Genomic DNA, 20,027 nt, shown 5'->3' with positions numbered 1-20,027 from the left:
ACCGTCGGAACCATGACGCAGCGGGCATCCGAACTTCCCGGGGAGCAGCGCGCCGGCGCTCCCGGACGCGGGCTGACGGCGGCCGAGGTCGCCGAGCGGATATCGCGGGGCGAGGTCAACGACGTACCGGTGCGGTCCTCGCGGTCGCTCGCCGAGATCGTCCGGGCCAACGTCCTCACCCGGTTCAACCTGATCATCGGCGTGCTCTGGGTGATCATGCTGGCCGTCGCGCCGATCCAGGACAGCCTGTTCGGCTTCGTGATCATCGCCAACACCGGCATCGGCATCGTCCAGGAGTGGCGGGCCAAGAAGACGCTGGACAGCCTCGCGGTCATCGGCGAGGCGAGACCCGTCGTCCGGCGCGACGGGGCGGCCGCCGAGATCCACACCTCCGAGATCGTCCTCGGCGACCTGGTCGAACTGGGCCCCGGGGACAAGGTCGTCGTGGACGGCACGGTCGCCGAGGCGGACGGCCTGGAGGTGGACGAGTCCCTGCTCACCGGCGAGGCGGACCCGGTCCTCAAGAAGGCCGGCGACACGGTGATGTCCGGCAGCTTCGTGGTCGCCGGCGGCGGCGCGTTCACCGCGACGAAGGTCGGGCGCGAGGCGTACGCGGCTCAGCTCGCCGAGGAGGCGTCCCGCTTCACGCTCGTCCGGTCGGAGCTGCGCAGCGGCATCTCGACCATCCTGAAGTACATCACCTGGATGATGGTGCCGACCGCGACCGCCCTGGTGATCAGCCAGCTGGTGGTCAAGGACAACAACGTCAAGGACTCCGTCGCCCGCACCGTCGGCGGGATCGTCCCGATGATCCCGGAAGGCCTGGTCCTGCTGACCTCGGTGGCCTTCGCGATCGGGGTCGTCCGCCTGGGCCGCAAGCAGTGCCTGGTGCAGGAGCTGCCCGCCATCGAGGGCCTGGCCCGGGTCGACGTCGTCTACCTGGACAAGACCGGCACGCTCACCGAGGGCGGCATGGACGTCACGGAGCTGCGTGCGCTGGGCGGCTCCGAGGAACCGTATCTGCGCCGCGTCCTGGGGGCCCTCGGCGCGTCCGAGCCCCGGCCGAACGCCAGCCTCCAGGCCATCATCGACGCCTGCCCGGCCCCGGCGGACGGCGGCTGGACGACCACCGGAACGCTGCCCTTCTCCTCCGCCCGCAAGTACAGCGGCGCCGCGTTCACCGAGGACGGCGGGGTGTCCTCCGCCTGGCTGCTGGGCGCGCCCGACGTGCTGCTCTCCGAGGACGACCCGGCCCTCGCGGAGGTCGGGCACCTCAACGAACAGGGCCTCCGGGTGCTGCTCCTGGCCCGGGCGCGGGGCGAGCTGGACGCGCCGGACGCGGCCGAGGGGGCGGAGCCGGCCGCCCTCGTCGTCCTGGAACAGCGGCTGCGGCCCGACGCGGGGCGGACCCTCGCGTACTTCGGCGAGCAGCGGGTCGCCACGAAGGTGATCTCCGGCGACAACGCGGTCTCGGTGGGCGCGGTGGCCGCGAAGCTCGGGATGGAGGGCGCGGAGCACCCGCTGGACGCGCGCCGGATGCCGAAGGACACCGACGAGATGGCCACCGCGATGGAGCAGAACGCGGTGTTCGGCCGGGTCACCCCGCAGCAGAAGCGGGAGATGGTCGCCGCGCTCCAGTCGCGCGGCCACACGGTCGCGATGACCGGCGACGGCGTCAACGACGTCCTCGCGCTGAAGGACGCCGACATCGGCGTCTCCATGGGCTCGGGCTCCGAGGCGACGCGCGCGGTCGCCCAGATCGTGCTGCTGAACAACAGCTTCGCGACCCTGCCGTCCGTGGTCGCCGAGGGCCGCCGCGTGATCGGCAACATCACCCGGGTCGCCACCCTGTTCCTGACCAAGACCGTGTACTCGGTGCTGCTCGCCGTCCTGGTGGTCTGCTTCCAGGTCGAGTACCCGTTCCTGCCGCGCCACCTGACCCTGCTGTCCACGCTGACGATCGGCGTCCCGGCGTTCTTCCTGGCGCTCGCCCCGAACAAGGAGCGCGCGCAGCCGCACTTCGTGCGCCGCGTCATGCGGTACGCGATCCCCTCGGGCGTCATCGCCGCCGCCGCGACCTTCGTGATGTACCTGATCGCCCGCCACCACTACTCCGGCACGGGCGCGCTGGACGCGGAGACGAGCGCGGCCACGCTCACGCTGTTCCTGGTCTCGATGTGGGTCCTGGCGATCATCGCCCGCCCGTACACCTGGTGGCGGGTCTGCCTGGTGGCCGCGATGGGCCTGGCCTTCCTGGTGGTGCTCGCGGTGCCGTGGCTCCAGGACTTCTTCGCGCTGAAGCTGGTGGGCAGCCGGATGCCGTGGACGGCGGTGGGCGTCGCGGTCGTGGCGTCGGTGGTGCTGGAGTACGCGTGGCGCCTGGTGGGCCGCCGCTTCGGAGGGTGAGACGGCGGCCCCGTCCGGACTACTTCACGTCGACGTAGTCACCCGTGGCGGTGGCCGCCGGGGTGGTGGACGTCCCCGCGAAGCTGTAGCGCCAGTAGCCGTCGACCGACGCCTTGACGGTGGTCTTCGCGTCGCCCTTGCTGTTCGTCTTGACGGTCTTCACCGTGGTGTAGGTGCTGCTGCCCTTCTTGCGGAACTGCAGCTTCACGGACTGGCTCGTATACCCGTGGTACTTGAAGTCGTCCCAGTTGGCACGCGAGAGCCAGCCGGTGACGGTGATGGTCCCGCCCTTCTTGACGGGCTCGGGGGAGGCGTTGACGGTCTGCCGCGAGGCACGCTGGAACTTGAAGGAGGCCGCCTTCTCCTTCCAGATGTAGTCGCCGTCCCCGGCGTCCACCCACGCGTCGACGTACCAGGTCCCCGCGTAGTCGTTGGAGTACATGAGGTCGGCCTTCGGGTCGACGGTGAACGTCGCCGAGCAGGTGCTGCCGGAGCACCTGGTCGTGCTGGACATGTAGCCGAAGCCCGGTCCGTGGACGCTGATGTCGGCGCCCTCGATCCCGGAGTCGTCCCTCGCCGTCACGGAGACCGTGAACTTCTTGACCTCGCTGACACCGAGAACCACGTTCTTGCCGCCGTTGACCGTGACCTTGGTGATGGCGGTGTCGCCGTAACCACCGTCGGCCTGGGCGGCCGGCACGGCGAGGGCGGTCAGGGCCAGGGTGCCGACGGCGACGGCGGCGGTTGTGCGCATGCGCATGTGTGTTCCCCGCAGGAAAGGGCCCGGTCCGCGCGCGGACCTCAGGGGCCGGTGGTCTGTCGAGCCGGAACGGCTCGACAGACCAGACGGGCGAACGAGGTGAACGGTTGTACGGGATTTGAAGATTCTGCGAAGACCGCCCATATCGGTGTAGACGCCACAGACTGCTGCGCACCGCCGACCGGACTCAGTCGAACCAGCGGTCGCGGGCCAGCTCCTCCGTACGGGACGGGTCTTCGAGCAGCGCCGCGACCTCGAAGCGGCGGGGCCACTGGCCGGAGGCCCAGGCCAGGCCCGCCGCGACGCCCTCCAGCGTCGAGGCGTGCACCACGCCGTCCGGGGTGCGCCGCCAGTCCAGTTCCACGCCGCCCGCGCGGAGTTCGGCGTGTTCGACGTACGCGGCCGGGGTGGCGGGCCCCAGCAGCACGCGCACGGACTCGGGCACCTCGTGCTCCTCGCCGTCGCTCGTGACCTCGGCCGCCACGCTCTCGCCGAGCCGCCGCACCTGGAGCAGCTCGGCCAGCTCCGCCGCCCGCGCCGGGGCGACCGGCAGCAGCGGCAGCCCGCCGGTGAGCGGCAGCAGGTCCGGCGCGTCCGCGATCACCGCGTCCGCCGCGTCGACCACCCGCACCTCGCCGTCCACGACCGCCCGCAGCTCGTCCGGCAGCGTCACCTGTTCCGGGTCGAGCGCGGACAACTCCGTGTACAGCGCGTGCAGCTGCACGGCGGTGACCGGGCGGTCCTCGTCGGCGAGCCGGCCCAGGAGATCGGCGGCCCCGCCCGGCTCGTCCAGGAGGGCGCCGACCGACGTCCGTACGCCCAGGGCGCGCAGCACCTCGGCGTCCTCGAAGCCGGTCGCGTCGGCGGAGTCGTACAGCCCCGCGAGCCGGGGGTCGCCGCCGTGGACGCGCAGTCCCGCCGGGCGGCGGCCGCCCAGCACCGGGTGGCCGCGCAGCCACCACGCGGTGTACGGGCGGACGGACTCCGTGGTGCCGTCCGGGAGCAGCACCCGGACCGGCTGGGTGAGCGCGTCCCGCAGCGGCGGCCGCGCGAGCATCGCGAGGGCCTGCGGCCAGGCGTCGTCGTCCACCAGGTCCAGATCGCGTACGGCGACGAGCTCGGTGGCGACCGGCGGCACCGGGCTGTCCGGCCACTGGTCGAGGATGTCCTCGCACCACACGTCGACCGCGTCCAGCAGCCCGGCGTCGCCCGGCTCCGCGAAGTCGCCGTCCCGGGGCTCCAGTTCGTCCGGGTCCAGGACGACATCGGTGGCCCGTACGAGCGCGAAGGTGGCGAGCACCCCGCAGGCGGTGAGCGGCTGTTCGCCCCAGCGCTCGGCCAGGTCCGCGTCGCACAGCGCGAGTTCGCCCTCGCGCATGATCCCGGCGAACGGGCTGTCCGGCAGCACGAGTTCCCCGGCGGGGGCGAGTTCGCCGTCCTCGTCGGGCAGCGCGAGCGCGCCGAGCCAGGGCTCCTCGCCCGGCTCCAGGGCGGCGTCCCGGACCAGGGTCAGCACGGTCTCCACCAGCTCGTCGCCGTCGAGTGCGTCCTCGTCCCAGACCTCGCCCGCGTCCAGCGACCCGGCGACGGCCGCCCGCACCTGCGGGGTCGTCAGCACGGCGCGCGGCGTGGCGGGCAGGGCCCCCAGCTTCTCCAGGAGCGGGTGCGCGGCGTCCGGGTGCGCGACCTTGAGCCCGAGCCGGCCGAGGCGGTCGAGGACGGGGCCGGACAGGGCGTCGGGGAGCGGGAGGAGGACCTGGCGGGGGCCGATGGTCGTACGGGGAGGCGCCTCGGCTGTGGCGCCCGCCAGCGGCACCGGGAGCCCCGACAGGCGGTCCGGGTCCACCCCGGCCAGGCTGTCGTAGAGCCGGCGCCACCAGGCCGGTTCGCGTTCCAGGCCGGCCAGGCGGTCGATCGCCTCGGTCAGCGGGACGCGGGCGACGCCGAGCGTGCGCAGCTCGACGCGGCGTTCGAGACCCGCGGGCAGCAGGCACGGCAGCACCTCGGCCAGCACGGCGACCGTCAGCGCGCCGGCGCCCTCCACCACCTCGGCCTCGACCGGGCGCAGCCCGACGGTGTCCTTGTCCTTCCGGAGGCCCTCGTCCCAGTCCTCCCAGCGCTCCGGTTCGCGCGGGGCGGCGGGCTCCAGGAACGCCACGCGCGGCAGCCGCTCCAGGATCGCGCCGCGCAGCGCGCCGTCCAGCCCGCCCTGCCCGAGGGGCCCCGGGACCAGGGAGATCGTCGCGACGGACACCGGCTCCCAGCCGCCGAGCAGCTCCGCGTACGCGTCGGCGGCGCGCTGCACCAGGAAGTCGGTGAGCGGTCCGGGGGCGGGGTGCCTGCGGGTGGTGTCCAGCGGCAGCGAGGCGATGAGCAGCGCGGGCAGGCCGAGCGGCTCGTCGGTGGGCGTCGGCGCGTGGACGACGGGTGCGGTACGGGGGTGGACCGGGGCGCCGTCCGCGTCCACCGGGACGGCCCAGGTCACCGACCAGTGCGGGCGGAGGCGTTCCTCCAGCGGGCGGCCGGCGAGCAGGGCGGGCTCGATGGGGCCGTGGTGGACGGCGGTGCGCCAGCGGTGCGTGCCGTGCGCGGAGTCCTCGATGTGCGTGTACGGGCCGTGCTGGGAGCGGCGGAGGGTGCGTACGCCCTCCGGGGTCTCCACGACCACCTCGTCCAGGCCGGTGAGCGTCAGCAGCAGGGCGTCGTCCACGGCGGCCAGCAGCCGTTCGACCAGGTCCTCGGCGACGCCGTCCCGCAGCGGGAGCACGACGACGGTGTCGTAGCCCTCGGGCGCGGTGCCCTCGGCGGGCAGCGGGAGCCGCAGCAGCGGTACGTGGCCGTCGCGGCGGCGCAGCTCGTCGCCCAGGCCGGGGCTGCCGACGGCGGCCTCCCGGGCGAGTTCGCGGGCCTCCGCCAGGGACCAGCGGACGCCGCCGTGCCGGCCGGTGACCGCCGGCTCGTCGCTCACCGCGAGCACGGCGGCGAACCCGACGCCGAACCGCCCCACGGCGCCCTCGTGACCCTCGCGCTTCGCGGACGCGCGCAGCGTGGACAGCGACTCGACGCCGGTGGCGTCCAGGGGCGCGCCGGTGTTCGCCGCGGCGAGGACGGCGGGGGTGCCGTCGGTGGCGGGGCGGAGGGTGAGCCTCAGGCGGCCGGGGACTCCGGCGCGGGCGGCGGCGTCGGCGGCGTTCTGGGCCAGCTCGACCACGAGGCGGTCGCGGTAGCCGCCGAGCGCGAGGTCCTCCTCGGCGTTGGCGTCCTCCCGGAACCGGGCCGGTCCCGCACCCCAGGCCGCGAGCACGCCGCGTCGCAGCCGCGCGGTGCCGAACGGGTCGCCCTCCGTCGCGTTGATGCCCATGGGGGTACTCCCTCTGCCGGTGCCGGTAACGCGTACCCCGCGAAGCTACCGGGTACCGCCCGGGCCCTCCGACTCGCCGCCCCCCGGGGTGCGGGATCCCCGCCTCAAGGGTTCCGTCCTCAAACGCCGGACGGGCTGGGTCGTCCGCGGGGTTCCGCAGAGGGCCCCCGCCGCACCCGAAGGCCGATACCGGCCGCATCGAGCCCGTCCGGCGATTGAGGACGGAACCGGCGCGCCGGAGCAACCCGAGCCCGCGTGGGCCCGGGCGCCAGGCCCTACGCGTCGCCCGGGTCCGAGGACCGCTCACCGTGCAACGGGTACTCGTCCACCCGCACCGTGTCCAGCGCGTGCGGCACCGCCGCGGGCGGCTTCGGCATCACGGCCGCCTCCGAGTGCCCCCCGCACCCGTACGACAGCGACACCACGTGCCCGTCCGCCGGGCCGAACTCGTTCGCGCACACACCGAACGCCTGCCGCAGCGAGCCCGCCAGCGGCATCAGGAAGGCGCACGACGCGCACGAGGCCGGCGCGGCCTGCGCCATCGGCGTCTTCGGGCCGAACTCCTCGTCCCAGCGCTCCGCCGCCGCGTGCAGCCCGTAACGCGACAGCACCCGCGCCCGCCGCAGACCCAGCTCTTCCGCGACCGCCGCGATCGACCCGCGCCGCGGCGCCTGCGGTCGCGTCGTCAGCTCCGCGTCCTCCACGTCGACGACGTCGGCCAGCTCACCGGTGACCGCGGCGACCGCCGAGTTCGGCGGGACCTCGTCCGCGCCGGTGTACCCCGGCTCCAGCCGGAGGTCGTCCGCCTCGGTCGGCAGCAGGTCGCCCGGCCCCATGTCGCCCGGCCGCAGCCGCTCGCTCCACGGCACCCACTCCGGCGCGAGCAGCGCGTCGCTGCCGGGCAGCAGCACGGTCTCGTCCAGCGTGACGTTCTTCGCGCGGGAGGCCCGGGCGACCGTCACGGCCCAGCGCCAGCCCCGGTAGCCGGGGTCCTTGCACTCGAAGTAGTGGGTGACGACCCGGTCCCCCTCGGAGACCACCGCCACATGCTCACCCACGACCCCCGGCGCGGCCGCCTCCTCCGCCGCCGCGCGGGCGAGGTCTACCGCCTCGGCGCACAGACGGTCGGGAGCGGGGGTACGGGCGGTACGGGCCGTACGGCCTCGCGTCGTCGCAGCACTCACAGGTCTCGCTTCTCTCCTACGCCAGTCTCACGAGCGCGCCAACACATCGACCATCGATTTCGGCCATACGGTCGAGGACGGAGCGGACCTGGGGGCCGCGTCGACGTCCGCACCCGTTGAGCCGACCTCGGGCACGCCTTCCACGATCCATTCTGCGGGATCGCCGAGAGGCGCGCGGCCGAGAACAACCGCCGGTGGCGCGCTACGCACGCTACCCTCTCCGCCGCTCCCCGCCCACCTGCCGTCCGAAACGCCGCCGTATCCGCACCCCGGACCGGCGCCGCGCACCCACCGTTCCCGGCCTCGCTGCGCACCCCGCGACCCGGCCGGGCACTGGCCCGACGGGGCGGTCCCGGCCGCGCCCCGCCGGGAGACCGGTTCGCCCGGCCCGGTCCTGGGGCACTATGACCAAGTGGCTTCTGCCAGGTCGCACGACGGTCCCGGCCCGCTCCGCAGTGCGGGCCGGTCGATCGGTCATGCCCTGCGCGCCCCCTTCACCGGCACCGCCCGGGGCATCCGCAAGGCGACGCACGCGCACGGCGCCGGCGAGAGCGGCCTCGGCAAGCTGATCGAACTGCACGCGGTGAACGGCGCGGGCGATGTGATGATCACCGTCGCACTCGCGTCCACCGTGTTCTTCTCCGTACCGACGGACCAGGCGCGCGGCCGGGTCGCGCTGTACCTCGCGGTGACGATGGCGCCGTTCATCCTGCTGGCCCCGGTCATCGGCCCGCTCCTGGACCGCCTGCCGCACGGCCGCCGCGCCGCGATGGCCGGTTCCATGCTGGCGCGGGCGGTGCTGGCGCTGACCATGTCGGGCGCCGTCGCCACCGGTGACCTGGAGCTGTACCCGGCGGCGCTCGGCGTGCTGGTCTGCTCGAAGGCGTACGGGGTGGTGCGCAGCGCCGTCGTGCCCCGGCTGCTGCCACCGAAGTTCTCGCTGGTGAAGGCCAACTCACGGGTCACCCTCGCCGGGCTGCTGGCCACCGGGGCCGCCGCGCCCGTCGGGGCCGGGCTCCAGACGATCGGCCCGCAGTGGCCGCTGTACGGCGCGTGCGCGATCTTCGTCGGCGGCGGGATCCTGGCGTTCACGCTGCCGCCGAAGGTGGATTCGGCGAAGGGCGAGCACCGGGCGCGGCTCGTGCCGCCGCACGGCGGGGGCGCGCCGCGCCCGGAACCACTGCGGTCGTCCGCGACGAAGAACGGGGCGACGAAGGCCGGGTCCAAGGGCCGCGAGCGGCGGCCGGGGCTGCGGTCGGTCGGCCCGTCCGTGCTGCACGGCCTCCAGGCCAACGCGGCGCACCGGGCGCTCTCCGGGTTCCTGATCTTCTTCCTGGCGTTCCTGCTGCGCGAGCACCCGCTCGCCGGGCAGAGCGCCGCGATCTCCCTGGGCATCGTCGGCGTGGCGGCGGGCGTGGGCAACGCGCTGGGCACGGCGGTGGGCTCCTGGCTGCGGGCCCGCGGCCCGGAGGTCATCGTCGCCTCGGTGCTGGGCCTGGCCCTGGCCGTGGCGGTCCTGGCGGCCGTCTTCTTCTCCACGGTCATGGTCGCCGCGCTCGCCGCGACGGCGGGCCTCACGCAGGCGCTGTCGAAGCTGTCGCTGGACGCGATGATCCAGCGCGACGTGCCGGAGGAGGTGCGGACCTCCGCGTTCGCCCGCTCCGAGACGCTGCTCCAGATGGCCTGGGTGGTGGGCGGCGCGATCGGCATCGCCCTCCCCCTCAACGGCGTACTGGGCATGTCCGTCGCCGCAGGGCTGCTGGCACTGGGCGCCTCCACCTCCGTACGGGGGCTGCTGGGCGCCGCGCGGGGCGGCTCGCCGCACCCCCGCGTGGCGTGAGCGGGAGCGACCGATAGCCTTCGGCCCATGACCGTTGCGTTCTTCTCCGGTAAGGGCCGTCGAATCGGCGTCGCTCTTGGTGCCGTGTCCGCGGGACTCCTCGTCCTCTCCGCCTGCGACAAGCCGACGCCGCTCGCCACCGTGACGGTCGGCGACAACTCGGTGAGCTCCGAGGCCGCCTGCTACAACGACGGCGACGCGCTCAAGAACTCCGAGGCCGAGAAGTGCCTCAACAAGAAGGCGGAGAAGACCGTCAAGGTCTCGATGTCGGACACGGTCCACTTCGGGGTCGACCCGGAGATCGCGGACAACGGCTGGACGCTCTTCATCGAGGGCCAGCGCGGCGAGCCGGAGCCGTTCAAGAAGACCTACCGGTCCATCTCGGGCAGCGCCTTCTTCTCCAGCCAGACCGGCGAGGCCGCCCCGAAGAACACGCGGATCAGCATCGTGGAGACCAAGGGCGCGAAGGTGATCGGCATCTGGCACTTCAAGCTGGAGAAGACCGACTGACGTGCGTGTACTCGTCGTGACCGCGGTCCCGGTGGAACGGGACGCGGTCACGCGCGCGTACGGGGCCGGGCCGGCGGTCCGCCCCGTGCGCGGCGCGGAGATCCACCGCGCCGGCCCGCTGGACGTGCTCGCGGGCGGCGCGGGCCCGGCCGCCTCGGCGGCGTCGACGGCGTTCGCGCTGGCGGCGGACCGCTACGACCTGGTGGTCTCGGCGGGCATCGGGGGCGGGTTCGCGCCGGCCGCGCCGGTCGGCTCGCTGGCCGTCTCCCGCCGCATCGTCGCGGCGGACCTGGGCGCCGAGACCTCCGCGGGCTTCGTGCCGGTGACGGAGCTCGGCTTCGGCCGCGCCGCGCACGTACCGCCCCACTCCCTCGTCCGCGCCGCCGCCGGGGCGACCGGGGCGGCGACCGGCGACATCCTCACCGTCTCCACCGTCACCGGCACGGCGGACCGCACCGCCGCCCTGCTGGCCGCCCACCCGCACGCCGTCGCCGAGGCCATGGAGGGCTTCGGGGTCGCCGAGGCGGCGGACCTGGCCGGCGCACCGGTCCTGGAGATCAGGGCCGTGTCGAACACCGTCGGTCCCCGCGACCGCGACGCCTGGCGCATCGGCGACGCGCTGACCGCGCTGGCCGAGGCGTTCGGGAAGCTCATACCCGTACTGGAAGGCTGGACCCGCCATGACCGAGACGACACCGCAGGCTGACGCGCTGCGCATCGCCTTCTCGCCCTGCCCGAACGACACGTTCGTCTTCGACGCCTGGGCGCACGGCAGGGTCCCCGGCGCGCCGGCGCTGGACGTCACGTTCGCGGACATCGACATCACCAACGGCATGGCCGAGCGCGGCGAGCTGGACGTGCTCAAGGTGTCGTACGCGGTGCTGCCCTGGGTCCTGGAGGAGTACGCGCTCCTGCCGTGCGGCGGGGCGCTGGGCCGGGGCTGCGGCCCGCTCGTCCTCACCCGCGAGGCGGGCACCGACCTGACCGGGAAGACCGTCGCCGTACCGAGCGAGCGCTCGACCGCGTACCTCCTCTTCCGCCTCTGGGCCGCCGACGTGGTGCCGGGCGGGGTCGGCGAGATCGTCGTCATGCCGTTCGACGAGATCATGCCCGCGGTCCGGGACGGCAAGGTCGACGCCGGCCTGGTCATCCACGAGGCGCGCTTCACGTACCAGAACTACGGCCTGCACAACCTGGCCGACATGGGCCGGCACTGGGAGGACACCACCGGCCTGCCGATCCCGCTCGGCGCGATCATCGCGAAGCGCTCGCTGGGCGCGGACAGGCTGAAGCTGCTCGCCGAGTCGGCCCGTGCCTCGGTCCGGATGGCGTGGGACGACCCGGAGACCTCCCGTCCGTACGTCCTGGCCCACGCCCAGGAGATGGACCCGTCCGTCGCGGACCAGCACATCGGGCTGTACGTGAACGAGTTCACCGCGGACCTGGGTGAGGACGGTTACGCGGCGGTCCGCGGCCTGCTGACCCGCGCGGCGGCCGAGGGCCTGGTCCCGCCGCTGGCCCCGGACGCGCTGTCGTTCGTCTGAGAGCCGGGCGGCTCCCTGTGCCGCTTCCCGGCCCGCCCGGTACAGAACGCGTCGGGTGCCTTCTTCAGATTCGGGTAGTCGAGCCGCGCGACCAGCTCGACCTGGAAGCAGGCCATCGTCTCCTTGAGGTCGTCGGGGCGGCCGTAGCGGGCGTGCGTGGAGAAGGTGACGACAGCGGTGTCACCCTCCCGGGAGAGCCCGGCGACCTCGATGCCCCCCGCGTGCGGCACCGGAACGGCGGCGAGCCGCGCCTCGGTGAGCGGGGCGTCGCGGGAGGCGTCGAAGAGCGCCCTGGCGTAGTCCCCGGCGTCGCGCTCCATGCCGGGACCCGTCTGGCTCTCGGTCGTGGTGCCGGGCGGTGGCGGCTCGGGGAGCGTCGCCATCACCCACACGAACCCGATGACGACGACGGCCGCGAGAGTCCCGCCGCAGCCGGCGATGGCGCGGTAGGTCGCGGACTGACGCGGCGGGGCGTGGCCGGCGCTCATGGCCGAGGCCCTACACGTCCAGCTGGTCGGCCACCGCCCGCAGCAGGCCGGCGATCTTGGCCCCCGCCGCCTTGTCCGGGTACCGGCCGCGCTCCAGCATCGGGGTGATGTTCTCCAGGACGGTCGTCAGGTCCTGGACGATCGACGCCAGCTCGTCCGGCTTGCGGCGCTGGGCGGCCGCGACGGACGGGGTCGGGTCGAGGACCGTCACGGAGAGCGCCTGGTCACCGCGCTGGCCGGCGACCACGCCGAATTCGACGCGCTGACCGGGCTTGAGAGCGTCGACCCCGGCCGGGAGCACGGACGAGTGCACGAAGACGTCGCTGCCGTCGTCGCGGGAGAGGAAGCCGAAGCCCTTCTCGCTGTTGAACCACTTGACCTTGCCAGTCGGCAAAGCACGCACCCCATCTCAACCCGTATGCCGGAACGAATGCCCTCAGCAGGTCAGGCCGTCCTGTGGTCGTGCTCCCCTGCTGGCTGAAGCCTCCACAGGGGAAGTACCCCTCGTCAAGCCTGGTCATCCGGACTGTGTCCGGAAACGGCACCTGCGTCACCCGGACACGGTTGCGCCCGCCACCCGGACCCGGTTCCGCGGTGCCCGGGAACTACCCTGACGGGGTGAGTACCTCATCTTCCGGCGCGGGCGACCGGCTGGTCCGGATCGGCGCGATCGTCTTCCTCATCGGCGCCCTCTCCACCGTCGCCACCATGGCCCCGCTCTTCCTCGGCACCCATCCGCTGCCGTCCATCGCCTGGTCCCTCTGCATGCTGATGGGCGTCGGCTTCCTGATCGCCGCGGCCGGCGTGATCCGCTCGGCACGGGCGGGGTCGCGGGAGCGGTAGTCACACCCTGCCCCCTTTGGCCGGAAATGCGTTGCACTTGCAACGGTTCGGCGAGTACTCCACACCCGAACTCGGCATCCAGCCCGACGCGTACGACTCAAAGCTCGACAGCGACTTCACCCCGCTGCGCGAGGACCTGCCCCCCGCCGGCCTCGGCCAGGCCGCCTGACCATCTGTACCCGAGGGCTTCTCCTGCCGCTTAACTTGGTCCCTGGAGGCCGGGAGCTCTCACACCGCGCTTCTCTTGCGGTCGCATCAGGTGGAGGTCCTCGCCCCAGGCGTCCAGCACCGCGCCGTGCCCGGCCTGCCGGGCCACCACCTCGACCTGGGCGAAGAGGCGGCGCTGTGCGGATACGTCGCCCGTTCCCGCGATGCGGTCCGCAGCGTCGAGCAGCATTCCGGTGTCCCAGCCGGGCAGCGGAAATCGGGCGAGCTCCCATTCCAGGTACTTGTTGTACGGGCGGGGGCGACGGTCCAGTGCGAAGAGCAGCTCCAGCAGGGAGCGGATGCTGTCGGCGGCGTCGAGCTGGGCCGCGAGCGTGTGCCCGTCGCGGTCGTTCTTGACCGAGCGGTAGAGGGAGTTGGCGTAGGCATCGAGCCATGCGTCCGCCTCTCGGAAGGCTTCGTCGGCGTCGAGCCGTGCCTTTTCGGCCAGGATCTGGGCGATGGCCCCGTCGAGCCGGTCGAGCACAATCCGGGCGCGGGCAAGGGCGTACCGCTCGAAGCCTGGCATTCCGGCGGCGCGGAACTCGTCGAGAGACAGGACGACGAGGTCGAGTTCCGGGGTGCGGTGGCCCGTGAACCGGGTGAGGTCGGTTGTCGCGACATCAGCGAGAACGACGTACAGGTCGTGGTCGGAGTGCTCGGTGGTCATCCCCTCGTGAGCCCGGGATCCCTTGAGGACAAGACCAACAACAGATGGATCAGCGACGGCGAGTTCGACGAACGCATCGTAGGTAATGGGGTTCTGAGCAGTCATTTCGTGATCTCCGGGATCATCATGATGGGCATAACAATGAGGCGACCCGAACTCATCAGGGTCGCTCCTGCACCATCTGCGGCGGCGCTTGGCCGCCGCCCGGAAAATCAACGCACGTGCGGACTCTACTCCCCGGTCAGCCCAGATGCCTGAGCTTCGTTGCTCCAACCGCCTCCGGTGCCGGTCTCCCTCACGCTGGGGCCCGACGCCGTCGCCGGTCTCGGCCTCGCACGCGTCCGGGAAGCCGTCGCCGGTGTGACCCCCCGCCGTCTGGGCCGGCCGTCCGGCCGGGCCTGCACTTCGTGCTCGGGGACGGTGGTCAGGACGCCGTGCGCTGCGCGTGAGCCTCCAGCCAGGCGGGCAGCTCCATGAGCGAGGTGAGGACCACGTCCGCGCCCGCGGCACGCAGTTCCTCCGCGTCGCACGGGCCCGTCGTGACGCCCACCGGGACGGCGTTCGCGGCCCGGGCGCCGCGCACGTCGCCGACGTGGTCGCCCACGTAGACCGTGGCGCCGTGCTCCTTCAGCGCCACCGCCTTCTGCTCGGCCCAGAGGTCGCCCACGACGACGTCCGGCTCGATGCCGAGGTGGGCCAGGTGCAGCTTGGCGTTCGGCTCGTACTTGGCCGTGACGACCATCGTGCGGCCGCCGCGCTCCCGTATCGCCTCGATCGCCTCCCGGGCACCGGGCATGGCGAGGGTCGGCTCGATGGCGTACGCGGGGTACATCGCCCGGTACCGGTTCGCCACGGCGGGTACGTCGGCGGCGGGGAACCAGTGCGCGAGCTCGTCCTCCAGCGGCGGGCCCAGGCGGCTCACCACCAGCTCGGTGTCGATCGGGGTGCCCGTCTCGGCGACGAGGGCGTCGTAGACGGCCTTGATGCCGGGCCGGGAGTCGATGAGCGTCATGTCCAGGTCGAAGCCGACCGTGAGGGGTGAGGGGGTCATGCCCCCATTCTGAACGCCGTACGGACCCGGCCGGGCGGCCCCCTCTACCGACGCCTCGCCCGCCACACCAGGAACAGGGCCGACGCCACCGCCGCCGTGCGGACCGTGACCGGCCATACGTCACCCAGCGCGTCCCGCATGCCGTGTTCCGGGATCGGAGCGCCCCAGCGGCCGTCCATGCGGCCCCAGAGCCAGACCAGGGCCGCCGCCGCCACCGCGCCGGGCAGGCCCATCGCGGCCCACTTCGCTTCGGCGCGGGAGAGGGTGCGGGAGCTGTACGCGAGCAGCCAGCCGCCCGCCAGGGCGAGCAGGGAGCCCATCACCGCGCCCACCACGAGGAGCGCCGCCGCCAGCAGCAGGACGGGGTGGCCGAAGCCCCGGCGCGGGGCCGCCTCGGGGGCCGCCGGGGCCGGGCGGCGGGCGCGGCGGAATCGGCGGCGGGCCTTCTCCGGAGGCGCCTGGGCCTCCGGCTCCGCCTCTTCCGGGGCCTCGTCCTCCGCTTCCGCTTCCTCTTCCGGCTCCTCCTCCGCCTCCGGCGGCCGCAGCAGCGCCGGAATCTCGACGCCGCCCCGGAAGCCCGGCACCTCCGTCCCCGGGCCGAACTCCCCGAACGCGCCGGGCCCGGTCTCACCGAACGGCCCGGGTTCGTCACGCCACCAGTCGCCGTCACCGGTGTCCGGACCGGCCTCGTCCATGCCCAGCCGGTGCGGGGCGGAGGCGTCCGGGTCCGCCTGGGACGGGACGGAGACGTCCGGGGCCTCGGCGTCCCGGTCCGCCCGGCGCCGGAAGAGGGCCCCCTTGCCCGCTCGGCGCGCGGCCGACGCGTCCTCGTCGGCCCTGCCCGGGGCGGCGGCGTCCGGATCCGCCTCACGCGACGCCGAAGCGTCCGCGCCCGGCCCGCGCGGCGCGGGGTCCGGGTTCACCCGGCGCGGACCGGTCGCGCCCGCATCCGCGTCCGCCCCGCGCCGCCCCCCGCCGGGAAGACGCGCGCGGCGCGGTTCCGGGATTTCCGGCGGCTCCGGGGGCTCCGACGCCCTCGCCCTCGCCGCCGCCGCGACCAGTTCGTCCGGGGTGCCTAGGGTGCCGATGATGCGGCGGACCTGGCCGGGGGTGTGCGCCCGCTGGGCCGTGCGCCGGCGGTCGATCTCCGTCCGGAGCTCCGCCACCAGCCTCATCCGGGCGCCGGACGGCAGCTGTTGCCGCTGGGCCAGGTCGCCGACCCGGCTCAGGTAGTCGTAGACGAGCTGGTCGCTCTCGATCCCCACGCGTCGCTTCCCCTCGGTTCCCCGCCACGGCCTGCACCGACGGTAGCGCCCTCAGGGCTGTCCGGAGCGGCTACCGTGGGTCGGATGGGGACGACCACACCACCGCGGACGCTCGCCGAGGCACTGCGCGCCCGGGACGACGAGTCACTGGCCGGGCTGCTGCGGGCGCGTCCCGATCTCCTCTCCCCCGTGCCGGGCGACATCACGCAGCTCGCCACGCGCGCGGGCACCCGTGCGTCCGTCGTACGCGCCCTGGAACGCCTGGACCGGTTCGCGCTCCAGGCCGCCGAGGCGCTGGCGGTCGCGCCCGACCCGGCACCGTACGAAACGCTGCTCGGGCTGCTGACCGGGGACGGGCAGGACGACGGCGAGCAGCGCGACGACGCGGGGGCCGCGATCGTGGCGGCGCTGCCCGGCGCGGTCGGGACCCTGCGCGAGCAGGCGCTCGTGTGGGGCGAGGACAACCGGCTGCGGCTCGTACGCACGGCGCGGGAGCTGTTGTCGCCGTCGCCGCAGCACCCCTCCCCCACCGGTCTCGGGCCGACCGTCGCCGAGGCCACCGCGGGGATGTCCCCCGGCCGGCTCCAGGAGATCCTGGCCGCCGCCGGGCTGCCCGCCACGCACGACCCGGTGTCCGCGGTGGCGGCCCTGACCGGGCTGTTCACCGACCGCGCCCGGATGGGCGAGCTGCTGGACACCGCGCCGACGGAGGCCCTGGCGGTCCTGGACCGGCTCGTGTGGGGGCCGCCGTACGGGGAGGTGACGCCGAATCCGACGCCGCCCGTGAAGTGGCTGCGGGACCGGGGTCTGCTGCTGCCCGTCTCGACCCGGACCGTCGTGCTGCCGCGCGAGGCGGCGCTGCATCTGCGGGCCGGGCGCGCCCACCGGACGCCGGAGCCCCGGCCGCCGGTGGTGGCCGCCGTCGCCGAACGCGATCCACAGGCTGTGGACAGCGCGGCGGCCGGCCAGGCGTTCCTGGCGGTGACGACCGTCGAGGAGCTGTTGAAGCACTGGAACGGCGGCGGCCCCGCCGTCCTGCGCGCCGGCGGGCTGAGCGTCCGCGAGCTGCGCAAGACGGCCGCCGCGCTGGACGTCCCCGAGCCGGTCGCCGCGTTCTGGGTGGAGCTCGCGTACGCGGCCGGACTGCTGGCCTCCGACGGCGAGGCGGACGAGCGGTACGCGCCGACGCCGGCGTCCGACGAGTGGCTGGAGCTGCCCGCGCAGGAGCGCTGGGTCTCCCTCGCGACGGCCTGGCTCACCGCCACCCGGACCTCCGGCCTGGTCGGCGGCCAGGACGCGAAGGGGCGGGCGCTGTCCGCCCTCGGCCCGGACCTGGACCGGTCCGCCGCGCCCGAGGTACGCCACCGGGTCCTCGCCCTGCTCGACGCCCTGCCGGCCGGCACCGCGCCCGACCCCGAGTCCGTACTCGCCCGGCTCCGCTGGGAGCGCCCGCTGCGCGGGGCCGCCGCCTCCGGGGGGACCACGGATCTGCGGTCCCGGATCGCCCTGTGGACGCTGAACGAGTCGGAGCTCCTGGGCATCACCGGGCGCGGCGCGCTCGCCGCCCAGACCCGCGCCCTGCTCGCCGAGGGGCCCGCGAAGGCCGCCGGCCTGCTCGCCCCGCTGCTGCCGGAACCGCTGGACCACGTCCTGCTCCAGGCCGACCTGACGGCGGTCGCGCCGGGCCCGCTGGAACGCCCGCTGGCCGACATGCTCGGCACGCTCGCGGACGTCGAGTCCAAGGGCGGGGCGACGGTGTACCGCTTCACGCCCGGGTCCGTCCGCCGCGCCCTGGACGCCGGGCGCACCGCTGCCGACCTGCACGCCTTCCTCGCCACGCACAGCCGTACGCCGGTGCCGCAGCCGTTGAGCTATCTCATCGACGACGTGGCCCGCCGCCACGGGCACCTCCGGATCGGCGCCGCCTCCTCGTACGTACGGTGCGACGACGAGACCGTGCTCGGCGAGATCCTGGCCGACAAGCGGTCCGCCGGGCTGCGGCTGCGCCGGATCGCGCCGACGGTGCTGGCGGCGCGGGCCGATCCGGCGTCCCTGCTCGACGGGTTGCGGGAGATGGGGTACGCCCCCGCCGCGGAGTCCGCCGACGGCGACGTCCTGATCACCCGGGCCGGCGCCCACCGCACCCCGCCCCGCTCCGCGCCCGCCCCCGTCCCCGAGGGCCCGCCCGTGCCGGACACCACGCTGCTCGGCGCGGCGGTCCGGGCGATCCGGGCCGGGGACGACGCCGCGACGGTGGTCAAGGCCCAGCCGGAGACCGGCCCCGGCGCCCCGCCCGGCGCGCTGCCCCGCACCACCGCGGCGGAGACCCTGGTCACCGTCCAGGCCGCCGCGATGACCGGCTCCGCGGTGTGGATCGGCTACGTGAACGCGGAGGGCGCGGCGAGCCAGCGCGTGATCGCCCCGGTCCGCGTGGAGGGCGGTTACGTCACGGCGTACGACCACACGGCGGACGAGATCCGCACGTATCCGCTCCACCGGATCACGGGCGTGGCGGAGCTGGCGGAGTAGGGCGACCTGTTCGGCCCCGGGCCGGGTGTCCCGGACCGGGCCGACGGCCCGACGCACGCGGGCGGGCTCACCTCTGCACCAGCACCGCGCACAACGTGCGCGACCCGCTGAAGACCGTCCAGTTGAGCGTCTTGCGGCCCGTGCGCTGAGGGCACTGGCCGTCACTCACCAGCGCGGTGATGACCATGAGCGCGTTCTGGCCGGTCGGCACCTTCGTCCGGTCACAGCCCCAGACGGTGAACAGCAGCCCGGTGCCCTTGATGCTCCCGTCCGCCTGCTTGGTCAGTGCGGCGGGGAAGCACTGGCCCGCGACGAACCGCCGGTCCAGGCACAGGGCGATGGAGGACCCGTCGGCGTTGACGTGTCCCCAGCCGTGCCGGCCCCCGCCCTCGGGGCAGTTGCCGGCGGACGTGGTCACCATGGTCACCTGCGTGAAGGCAAAGCTCGCCGCGCAGTCGACGGCCTCGGGCCGGTCGTGGTTCAGCTTGCCCCAGCCGGCGTCGAACACGTTGAGGCAGGTGCCGACCCGGACGGACGCGAACGCCAGGTCGACGGGGCTCGGCGGGTCGGGCGTGGGGGACGGCGTGGGAGTGGGGGACGGGCTGGGTGCCGGTGGAGGGGTCGTGCCGTCCGGAGCCGTCTCCTCCTCGTCGTCCCGGCTGTCCGGCGGCGGGTCCCGGTGGAACGTCCGGGACGACGACTCCGACACCACGGAGGCGGGCTTGTCGTCGCCGCCTCCGCCCTGCTTCTGCCACGGCTGCCACAGGCCCAGCAGAAGGGCGATGCCCACGAGCCCGATGAGGACCGCGGACGAGGCGCTGACGAAGTAGGTGCTGCTGACGTCCCGGCCGGCCATCGTGATCCGGGACCGCCCGGACGCCCGGGCGTCCATCCGGATGCCGCCGTCGTCGGCGTCGTCCGAGTCCCCTCCCGCGTAACTCAAACGATCACCCCTTCGTGATGTTGACGTCCCGCCCGGCCATCGTGACGCGGGAGCGGCCGGACGCCTGCACCTTCATGGTGACCGTCCGCGGAGCCGCGTCCCCGGCTCCGGCCGGCCGCAGTTCGTCCATCACGCGCTGGAGTTCGGGCACCAGCTCCGGATGGGCGGCCAGCAGCTGCTGCAGCCGGGCCGACCACTCGGTGACGAGGCCCTGCTCCAGCGCCTCGTTGCCGGTGCGCCGTGCCGTGAGCGCGTCCTCGCGGGCGTCCGTCAGATCGGCCGCCACCCGGTCCGCCCGGTTGGGCTGCACCCGGCTCCAGAGATCGGCCAGCGCCTGCCGGGCGCGCTCCCACCCGGCCGTCGCCAGGCCGTCCACCAGTGTCGACGCCGCCTGGCCCGCCAGGGCCGCCAGTTCGATCTCCATAGCCC

The 20,027-nt window shown here is 74.3% G+C and carries 19 protein-coding genes; 9 read left to right on the top strand and 10 right to left on the bottom strand.

Going from position 1 to position 20,027, the window contains the following annotated elements:
* The first annotated feature begins 12 nt into the window (after nucleotides 1–12).
* Complete coding sequence (locus tag ACLQ2N_RS23115; RefSeq protein WP_425815988.1) at nucleotides 13–2,406, top strand: HAD-IC family P-type ATPase; 2,394 nt, start codon at nucleotides 13–15, stop codon at nucleotides 2,404–2,406.
* A 19-nt stretch (nucleotides 2,407–2,425) separates the two neighbouring features.
* On the opposite strand, the gene ACLQ2N_RS23110 is transcribed toward ACLQ2N_RS23115, so the two are convergent.
* The 3 genes from ACLQ2N_RS23110 to ACLQ2N_RS23100 form a co-directional block, all read right to left on the bottom strand.
* Nucleotides 2,426–3,166 carry a calcium-binding protein gene (locus ACLQ2N_RS23110; protein WP_425815986.1) on the bottom strand — a complete coding sequence of 247 codons (741 nt, stop codon included), beginning with the start codon at nucleotides 3,164–3,166 and terminating at the stop codon, nucleotides 2,426–2,428.
* Nucleotides 3,167–3,353: 187 nt separating this feature from the next.
* Nucleotides 3,354–6,527, bottom strand: a complete 3,174-nt coding sequence (locus tag ACLQ2N_RS23105) for a sacsin N-terminal ATP-binding-like domain-containing protein (RefSeq protein WP_425815984.1) — start codon at nucleotides 6,525–6,527, stop codon at nucleotides 3,354–3,356.
* Between the two features lie 275 nt (nucleotides 6,528–6,802).
* Nucleotides 6,803–7,711, bottom strand: a complete 909-nt coding sequence (locus tag ACLQ2N_RS23100) for a DUF3027 domain-containing protein (RefSeq protein WP_425815982.1) — start codon at nucleotides 7,709–7,711, stop codon at nucleotides 6,803–6,805.
* Nucleotides 7,712–8,123: 412 nt separating this feature from the next.
* Between ACLQ2N_RS23100 and ACLQ2N_RS23095 the strand changes: the two genes are divergently transcribed.
* The 4 genes from ACLQ2N_RS23095 to ACLQ2N_RS23080 are packed head-to-tail and all read left to right on the top strand — an operon-like array spanning nucleotide 8,124 to nucleotide 11,605.
* Nucleotides 8,124–9,551: an MFS transporter gene (locus ACLQ2N_RS23095; protein WP_425815980.1), complete on the top strand. Its 1,428-nt coding sequence runs from the start codon at nucleotides 8,124–8,126 to the stop codon at nucleotides 9,549–9,551.
* 27 nt (nucleotides 9,552–9,578) lie between these two features.
* Nucleotides 9,579–10,061, top strand: a complete 483-nt coding sequence (locus ACLQ2N_RS23090) for a DUF2771 domain-containing protein (RefSeq protein WP_425815978.1) — start codon at nucleotides 9,579–9,581, stop codon at nucleotides 10,059–10,061.
* 1 nt (nucleotide 10,062) lies between these two features.
* Complete coding sequence (locus ACLQ2N_RS23085) at nucleotides 10,063–10,767, top strand: futalosine hydrolase (RefSeq protein ID WP_425815976.1); 705 nt, start codon at nucleotides 10,063–10,065, stop codon at nucleotides 10,765–10,767.
* Nucleotides 10,742–11,605, top strand: coding sequence for a 1,4-dihydroxy-6-naphthoate synthase (locus ACLQ2N_RS23080; RefSeq protein ID WP_425815974.1), 864 nt, complete (start codon nucleotides 10,742–10,744; stop codon nucleotides 11,603–11,605). The genes ACLQ2N_RS23085 and ACLQ2N_RS23080 overlap by 26 nt, the downstream gene beginning before the upstream one ends.
* On the opposite strand, the gene ACLQ2N_RS23075 is transcribed toward ACLQ2N_RS23080, so the two are convergent.
* Together ACLQ2N_RS23075 and ACLQ2N_RS23070 are read right to left on the bottom strand one after the other, a co-directional pair.
* Nucleotides 11,518–12,093, bottom strand: coding sequence for a hypothetical protein (locus tag ACLQ2N_RS23075; RefSeq protein ID WP_425815972.1), 576 nt, complete (start codon nucleotides 12,091–12,093; stop codon nucleotides 11,518–11,520). The genes ACLQ2N_RS23080 and ACLQ2N_RS23075 overlap by 88 nt on opposite strands.
* 10 nt (nucleotides 12,094–12,103) lie before the next feature.
* Nucleotides 12,104–12,487, bottom strand: coding sequence for a cold-shock protein (locus tag ACLQ2N_RS23070; protein ID WP_073964676.1), 384 nt, complete (start codon nucleotides 12,485–12,487; stop codon nucleotides 12,104–12,106).
* 224 nt (nucleotides 12,488–12,711) lie between these two features.
* Between ACLQ2N_RS23070 and ACLQ2N_RS23065 the strand changes: the two genes are divergently transcribed.
* Both ACLQ2N_RS23065 and ACLQ2N_RS23060 read left to right on the top strand, forming a co-directional pair.
* Entirely contained in the window at nucleotides 12,712–12,936 is a 225-nt protein-coding gene (locus tag ACLQ2N_RS23065; protein WP_365679101.1) for a hypothetical protein, read from the top strand.
* A 31-nt stretch (nucleotides 12,937–12,967) separates the two neighbouring features.
* Complete coding sequence (locus ACLQ2N_RS23060; RefSeq protein WP_425815970.1) at nucleotides 12,968–13,105, top strand: hypothetical protein; 138 nt, start codon at nucleotides 12,968–12,970, stop codon at nucleotides 13,103–13,105.
* Nucleotides 13,106–13,135: 30 nt separating this feature from the next.
* On the opposite strand, the gene ACLQ2N_RS23055 is transcribed toward ACLQ2N_RS23060, so the two are convergent.
* Nucleotides 13,136–13,915 (bottom strand): hypothetical protein, encoded by a 780-nt coding sequence (locus ACLQ2N_RS23055; protein WP_425815968.1) that lies wholly within the window; start codon nucleotides 13,913–13,915, stop codon nucleotides 13,136–13,138.
* A gap of 159 nt (nucleotides 13,916–14,074) precedes the next feature.
* On the opposite strand from ACLQ2N_RS23055, the gene ACLQ2N_RS23050 reads away from it, so the two are divergent.
* Nucleotides 14,075–14,287: a DUF6177 family protein gene (locus tag ACLQ2N_RS23050; RefSeq protein ID WP_425815966.1), complete on the top strand. Its 213-nt coding sequence runs from the start codon at nucleotides 14,075–14,077 to the stop codon at nucleotides 14,285–14,287.
* Here ACLQ2N_RS23050 and ACLQ2N_RS23045 read toward each other — a convergent pair.
* Nucleotides 14,235–14,861 carry an HAD family hydrolase gene (locus ACLQ2N_RS23045; RefSeq protein WP_425815964.1) on the bottom strand — a complete coding sequence of 209 codons (627 nt, stop codon included), beginning with the start codon at nucleotides 14,859–14,861 and terminating at the stop codon, nucleotides 14,235–14,237. The genes ACLQ2N_RS23050 and ACLQ2N_RS23045 overlap by 53 nt on opposite strands.
* A 44-nt stretch (nucleotides 14,862–14,905) precedes the next feature.
* Complete coding sequence (locus tag ACLQ2N_RS23040) at nucleotides 14,906–16,126, bottom strand: hypothetical protein (protein WP_425815962.1); 1,221 nt, start codon at nucleotides 16,124–16,126, stop codon at nucleotides 14,906–14,908.
* Between the two features lie 84 nt (nucleotides 16,127–16,210).
* Between ACLQ2N_RS23040 and ACLQ2N_RS23035 the strand changes: the two genes are divergently transcribed.
* Nucleotides 16,211–18,655 (top strand): helicase C-terminal domain-containing protein, encoded by a 2,445-nt coding sequence (locus ACLQ2N_RS23035; protein ID WP_425815960.1) that lies wholly within the window; start codon nucleotides 16,211–16,213, stop codon nucleotides 18,653–18,655.
* A 67-nt stretch (nucleotides 18,656–18,722) separates the two neighbouring features.
* On the opposite strand, the gene ACLQ2N_RS23030 is transcribed toward ACLQ2N_RS23035, so the two are convergent.
* On the bottom strand, nucleotides 18,723–19,598 hold the full coding sequence (locus ACLQ2N_RS23030) for a hypothetical protein (protein WP_425815958.1): 876 nt from the start codon (nucleotides 19,596–19,598) through the stop codon (nucleotides 18,723–18,725).
* 4 nt (nucleotides 19,599–19,602) lie between these two features.
* Entirely contained in the window at nucleotides 19,603–20,022 is a 420-nt protein-coding gene (locus ACLQ2N_RS23025) for a hypothetical protein (protein ID WP_425815956.1), read from the bottom strand.
* Between the last annotated feature and the right edge of the window lie 5 nt (nucleotides 20,023–20,027).

The sequence above is a fragment of the Streptomyces sp. DT224 genome (assembly GCF_049844595.1).
Classification (GTDB): domain Bacteria; phylum Actinomycetota; class Actinomycetes; order Streptomycetales; family Streptomycetaceae; genus Streptomyces.
The sequence above is the reverse complement of the archived record's forward strand: the minus strand, read 5'-3'. Positions and strand labels throughout refer to the sequence as shown.

Excerpts from the sequence above, each read along its gene's own strand:
- ACLQ2N_RS23115 (WP_425815988.1), top strand. The coding sequence starts at position 13 with ATGACGCAGCGGGCATCCGAACTTCCCGGGGAGCAGCGCGCCGGCGCT.
- ACLQ2N_RS23110 (WP_425815986.1), bottom strand. The coding sequence starts at position 3,166 with ATGCGCATGCGCACAACCGCCGCCGTCGCCGTCGGCACCCTGGCCCTG.
- ACLQ2N_RS23105 (WP_425815984.1), bottom strand. The coding sequence starts at position 6,527 with ATGGGCATCAACGCGACGGAGGGCGACCCGTTCGGCACCGCGCGGCTG.
- ACLQ2N_RS23090 (WP_425815978.1), top strand. The coding sequence starts at position 9,579 with ATGACCGTTGCGTTCTTCTCCGGTAAGGGCCGTCGAATCGGCGTCGCT.
- ACLQ2N_RS23080 (WP_425815974.1), top strand. The coding sequence starts at position 10,742 with ATGACCGAGACGACACCGCAGGCTGACGCGCTGCGCATCGCCTTCTCG.
- ACLQ2N_RS23075 (WP_425815972.1), bottom strand. The coding sequence starts at position 12,093 with ATGAGCGCCGGCCACGCCCCGCCGCGTCAGTCCGCGACCTACCGCGCC.
- ACLQ2N_RS23055 (WP_425815968.1), bottom strand. The coding sequence starts at position 13,915 with ATGACTGCTCAGAACCCCATTACCTACGATGCGTTCGTCGAACTCGCC.
- ACLQ2N_RS23045 (WP_425815964.1), bottom strand. The coding sequence starts at position 14,861 with ATGACCCCCTCACCCCTCACGGTCGGCTTCGACCTGGACATGACGCTC.
- ACLQ2N_RS23035 (WP_425815960.1), top strand. The coding sequence starts at position 16,211 with ATGGGGACGACCACACCACCGCGGACGCTCGCCGAGGCACTGCGCGCC.
- ACLQ2N_RS23025 (WP_425815956.1), bottom strand. The coding sequence starts at position 20,022 with ATGGAGATCGAACTGGCGGCCCTGGCGGGCCAGGCGGCGTCGACACTG.